The organism is Micromonospora globispora, assembly GCF_003857015.1.
Taxonomy (GTDB): Bacteria; Actinomycetota; Actinomycetes; order Mycobacteriales; family Micromonosporaceae; genus Micromonospora; species Micromonospora globispora.
Window position 1 is genome coordinate 1 of the sequence record NZ_QGGF01000219.1, and the last position, 5,386, is coordinate 5,386.

The following is a 5,386-nucleotide window of genomic DNA, read 5'->3' on the forward strand; positions in this document are numbered from 1 at the left end:
TATGCGATCGTCGGCAGCATCAGATGTCTATAAGAGACAGCCACCGGCCCCGTCCGCGTCGCCCACACCACCGAGACCCCGGCCGTACGCGAGGCGGTGCTCGCCGCCGCCCGCGCCGTGGACGGGGACCGGGTCGCCGAGACCTCCGACGGCCGGTACGTCCGGCGGGTCGGCCCGTCCCCGGGGCAGCCGCTGCCGCTGGTGCTGTCGGTGCCCGCGGATCGGCCACCCGGCCTCTACGCCGCGCTGGTGGGGGCGGTGGTGCTGGCCGCGCTGCTGGCCGTGCTGGCGGCCTGGCGGCTGGCCCGGGTGACCACCCGACCGCTGATGGAGCTGGCCGGCGCAGTGGACCGGGTCACCGACGGCGACCTGACCGCCCGGGTGCCGGTGCGCAGCCGCGACGAGATCGGGCGGCTGGCCCGCGCCTTCAACCGGATGACCCGGGAGACCGGCAGCTACGTGGCCGCGCTGACCAGCAGTCGCGACCAGCTCCGGGGCCACCTGGCGGTGCTCGGCGACACCCTGGCCAGCACCCACGACCTGCACCGCATCCTACGGGTGATCCTGCACAGCGCGATCGCCGCGACCGGCGCGCGGGCGGGCGTGGTGCTGCTGGTCGACTCGGACGGCGTGCTGGTCGGCCAGTGCGCCGAGGGGCTGGAGGGACGCTGGCCCGGCGGGGACCCCGCCGACCCGGCGACGCTGCGGGTGCCGGTCGGCACCGGGGTGGTGGGGGCGGTCGCCGCCACCGGGGAGCCGCAGCGCGGCCGCTGGGCACCGCCGGCCGTCCCGACCGGGGAGCCGGTGTGCGAGACGTACGTGGCGGTGCCGTTCGCCGCGCCCGGGGCGGCGGAGCTGGGCCTGCGCGGCGGCCCGGAGCGGCCCGGTCACCCGCCCGCCGAAGGGGACGGCGACGGCGGCGCGAGCGCGCTCGGCGTGCTCGCCCTCTACGACCAGCTCGGCGGCCACGGGTTCGACGACGACGACCTGGCCACCCTGCGGACCTTCGCCGGCCATGCGGCGGTGGCGGTGGACAACGTCCGGGTCCACGAGGAGGCGCAGCGGCTGTCGCTGACCGACCCGCTCACCGGTCTGTGGAACTACCGTTACCTGCGCGAGTCGATCCGGCGCGAGGTCGAGCGGGCGAACCGCTTCGGCCGGATGCTCAGCGTCCTGGCGCTGGACCTGGACCGCTTCAAGGACGTCAACGACACCTGGGGCCACGCCGCCGGGGACGCGGTGCTGATCGAGTTCGCCCGCCGGGTACGCGGCGAGATCCGTGAGGTGGACCTGGCTTTCCGGCAGGGCGGCGAGGAGTTCGTGGTGCTGCTGCCGGAGACCGACGCCCGCGGCGCTGCCATCGTCGCCGAGCGGCTCGGCGCGGTGGTCCGGGACAGCCCGGTCGCGGTGGACGGACACTCGGGCGCGCCGGTGCGGGTGGCGGTGACCGTCTCCATTGGCATCGCCGTCTATCCCGACCACGCCGCGACCGGCCAGCAGGTGCTGGACGCGGCGGACGAGGCGCTCTACGCGGCCAAGGCCGCCGGCCGGGACGGCTACCGGGTGGCGCAGCCGCCCCACGCGCCGGCCGAGGAGATCCCGGTGCCGGCGGGTGCCCTCGGCCCACCGGAAGGACCGCCCCGGAGCGGCGCTCCCGACGCCGCGGGCGGGGTTCCGGGCGGCGCGTCTTCCGGTCCTCACCCGCCGCGGCAGAGCCGTGGCCGATAGTCTCGCGACATGTCGGAGCACTCAGCAAATCCCTCAGCGACCGCCGCGACCGGTCGTCCGCGCGCGGTCAAGGCCGTCATCCCGGCCGCCGGCCTGGCCACCCGGTTCCTGCCGGCCACCAAGGCGGTGCCGAAGGAGCTGCTGCCGGTGGTGGATCGGCCGGTGCTGCAGTACATCGTCGAGGAGGCCACCCAGGCCGGCATCAACGACGTGCTGCTGATCACCGGGCGCGGCAAGACGTCGATGGTGGACCACTTCGACCGTCGCCCCGATCTGGAGGCGAAGCTCGAGGAGAAGGGGGACACCGAGCGGCTGGCCGCGGTGCAGCGCCCCAGCGAGCTGGCTGAGATCTACACCTGCCGGCAGCCCGAGCAGCTCGGCCTCGGCCACGCCGTCGGGTACGCCGAGTCGCACGTCGGCGACCAGCCCTTCGCGGTGCTGCTCGGCGACGAGTTCGTCAAGATGGACGAGCCGCTGCTGCCGGCCATGCTGGAGCTGCAGGCCCGTACCGGCGGCGTGGTGCTGGCCTTCTTCGAGGTGGACCCGGCGGACACCAAGCGGTACGGCATCGCCTCGGTCGAGCCGGCCGAGCCGGAGTTCAGCGACATCGCCGAGGTCGTCAAGGTCACCGGCCTGGTGGAGAAGCCGAAGCCGGAGGAGGCGCCGAGCAACCTGGCCGTCCTCGGCCGGTACGTGCTGCCGGGGAAGATCTTCGACGCGATCCGGCGTACCGAGCCGGGCAGCGGCGGTGAGATCCAGCTGACCGACGCGATGGAGATCCTGCGCAACGAGGGCACGCCGGTGCACGCGATCGTCTACCGGGGCACCCGCTACGACACCGGCATGCCGCTGGGCTACCTGCAGACCGTGGTGCAGATCGCCGCCGAGCGGGAGGATCTGGGTCCCGAGTTCCGCAAGTGGCTGGTCGAGTTCGTCAACTCGGACGCGTCGGCCGGTCCCGGTAGATGACCGCGACGGCCGACGCCGAGGCGGCCGCGAACGAGTTGACGCCGCTCGCCGACTACCTGGGCAGCGTGCTGCGCAGGTTACGCGCGCTGCCGCCACTCGACCTCGACCTCACCCAGGCGTACGGCAACGTCCTCGCCGAGGACGTCGTCGCGCCGTACTCGTTCCCCGCCTTCGACCAGGCGGCGGTGGACGGGTACGCCGCGCGCTGGGAGGACATCTCCGGAGGGAGCCGGGGCCCCGGTTACGTCCCGGCCCCCTCCGGCACGCCCGGCGGCCGCAGCATCCGGCTGAACGTGGTCGGCGACCTCGGCGCGGCGAGCTGGCGGCCGGTACGACTCACCCCCGGCTCGTGCTTCTCGGTCGCCGCCGGGGCGCCGCTGCCCATCGCGGCGGACGTGGTGGTCCCGGTGGAGTGGACCGACCAGGGCATGGCCGCCGTGGAGATCTTCCGCGCCCCGAAGCGGGGGTACGGCGTCCGCCGCGCCGGTGAGGAACTGCCTGCCGGCACCCTGCTCGCCCGCGCCGGCACGTACGTCTCGCCGGCGCTGGTCGCCGTCTTCGCCGCCACCGGCATCGGGCACGTCGTGGTCCGGCCCAGCCCCCGGGTGGTCATCGTGGCGACCGGCGACGAGCTGGTCGACGTGGGCCGGGGCAGCCAGCCCGGCCAGGTGGTCGACGTGAACTCGCACGCGCTGACCGCCGCCGCGGCGGAGGCGGGCGCGCTGGCGTACCGGGTGGGGATCTGCGACGACGACCCGGAGGCGCTGCGCGGCCTGCTGGAGGATCAGACCCTGCGGGCCGACCTCATCATCACCACCGGCGGCACCGGGACCGGGCCGGGCGACATGGTGCGCCGGATCCTCTCCCGTCGCGACGGCGGCCGGGCGGGGCCGGTGAGCTTCACCGACGTCGCCCTCTATCCCGGCACGGCACTCGGGTTCGGTACGGTCGGCGCCGAGGAGGTGCCGGTGGTCTGTCTTCCCGGTGAGCCGGGCGCGGCGCTGATCGGCTTCGAGGTGCTGGCCCGGCCGGCCATCCAGCTGCTCGCCGGGGCCGAGCCGGTGTTCCGGCCCAGTGTCCGGGCGCACCTGTTGGAGACCGTCTCGTCCCCCGTGGGGCTGCGCGAGTTCCGCCCGGCGCACGTTGCCGAACGACGTGGTGGCGGCTACACCGTCCAGCCCTTGAGCGGCGGACCGTTCACCCTCTCCGGGCTCGCCGAGGCGAACGGGCTGCTGGTGCTCGGCGAGCGGGTCACCACGGCCGCGGCGGGTTCCACGGTGGACGTGCTGCTGCTGGACCGGCGCCGGTGAGCCTGTTGGGGTTCGGGCGGCCGCCGGGCTGGCCGGCGGTGCTGGTGGACGGTCCGGTGGTGCTGCGCCCCTATCGGCGCTCGGACGCGGCCGCCTGGTCGGAGATGCGGCGCGCCAACCGGGAGTGGCTCGCGCCGTGGGAGTCGAACCTGCCCGGGAGCTGGGACGAGCTCAACTCGCCGGCCGCGTTCCGCTTCGTCCACAAGGACCAGCGTCGTTCGGCGCGTACCGGCGAGGGCATGCCCTTCGCGGTCTGCCTGCGGGAGAACGGGCGGGAACGGCTGGTCGGGCACCTGAACATCGGCAGCATCGTCCGGCGGGCGTTCTGCTCCGGGTACGTGGGCTACTGGGTGGACTCCCGGGTGGCCGGTCGTGGGGTGATCCCCACCGCGGTGGCGCTCGCCGTGGACCACGCGTTCGGCCCCGGCGGGTTGCACCGGGTCGAGGTGAACATCCGGCCGGAGAACCGGCCGTCCCGGCGGGTGGTCGAGAAACTCGGCTTCCGCGAGGAGGCGTACCACGTCCGGTACATGCACATCGACGGTGCCTGGCGGGACCACATCGGGTACGCGATGACCAGCGAGGAAGTGCTCGCCGAGGGCGGGCTGCTGGCCCGCTGGCACCGCGCACGTGACAACGCCGGGTGAAGCGTCCTACCTCCGGCGCTCGGCGCGGCGCGCCATCAAGTCGGTCCACCGCCCGTAACCTCAAGTAACTGCAAGCTCTGGCAAGCGCCGCCCGACCGCAGGATCTGCGCCGTGGACGATGATCCGTGGAAGATCTTGCGGCGGGCGGGCGGTTGCCCCGAATTCGGTGACGGGAGGGGTGAGGGTGCCGACCTCGGTGCTCCTCGCCGTCCTCGCCGCCGCCGGCCTGCTCGCCTTCGCGCCGGCGCTGGTCCGTCGGTACGACGCCACCGAGCGGCTGGTGGCGGAGCGGGCGCAGTCGACGGCGCGGGTGCTCCAGCGCCGCCGGCGGCGCCGTACTGTGCCGGGACGGCGGCCGATCAAGCCGCCCCGCACCCTCGTCATCACTCTCAGTGAGGACGCGAGCACGGGCGGTCTGAGTGCTCCCGTCTCCGCGCCGCCCGCGCCGCGTCGGCCGAACCGGCTGCGCGCCGTGTCGCCCACCGCCAACCGGTCCCGTCGTCGGCACCCGCCGAAGCGCCGCCAGCACACCCCGGCCATCTACCGCCGCCGTCGGGTGCTGGCCGCGCTGCTGCTGCTCAACGGCGTCGAGCTGATCGGCGTGGTGCTGGTCAGCCCCGGCTTCTGGATCAGCTTCTCGGTGACCGGGACGCTGCTCGTGGCGTACGTCGTACACCTGCGCAAGCGGGCGCTGGCCGAACGCCGGCGGCGGCGCGCGGAGGCCCGCGAGTC

General features: G+C 74.5%; 4 protein-coding genes and 1 pseudogene. All 5 read left to right on the top strand.

Going from position 1 to position 5,386, the window contains the following annotated elements:
- Positions 1 to 54: 54 nt before the first annotated feature.
- Positions 55 to 1,728 (top strand): annotated as a pseudogene (locus DKL51_RS09085) (sensor domain-containing diguanylate cyclase); the annotation flags it as partial.
- 9 nt (positions 1,729 to 1,737) lie between these two features.
- Positions 1,738 to 2,697 carry a UTP--glucose-1-phosphate uridylyltransferase gene (locus DKL51_RS09090; protein ID WP_109947774.1) on the top strand — a complete coding sequence of 320 codons (960 nt, stop codon included), beginning with the start codon at positions 1,738 to 1,740 and terminating at the stop codon, positions 2,695 to 2,697.
- Positions 2,694 to 4,007: a molybdopterin molybdotransferase MoeA gene (locus tag DKL51_RS09095; RefSeq protein ID WP_109947775.1), complete on the top strand. Its 1,314-nt coding sequence runs from the start codon at positions 2,694 to 2,696 to the stop codon at positions 4,005 to 4,007. The genes DKL51_RS09090 and DKL51_RS09095 overlap by 4 nt, the downstream gene beginning before the upstream one ends.
- The gene (locus DKL51_RS09100; protein WP_109947776.1) at positions 4,004 to 4,654 is read left to right on the top strand and encodes a GNAT family N-acetyltransferase; all 651 of its coding nucleotides are present in this window, start codon (positions 4,004 to 4,006) and stop codon (positions 4,652 to 4,654) included. The genes DKL51_RS09095 and DKL51_RS09100 overlap by 4 nt, the downstream gene beginning before the upstream one ends.
- A 184-nt stretch (positions 4,655 to 4,838) precedes the next feature.
- Positions 4,839 to 5,386: divisome protein SepX/GlpR (gene sepX / locus DKL51_RS09105; RefSeq protein WP_124811952.1), on the top strand; the 548-nt coding region annotated here is incomplete at its 3' end.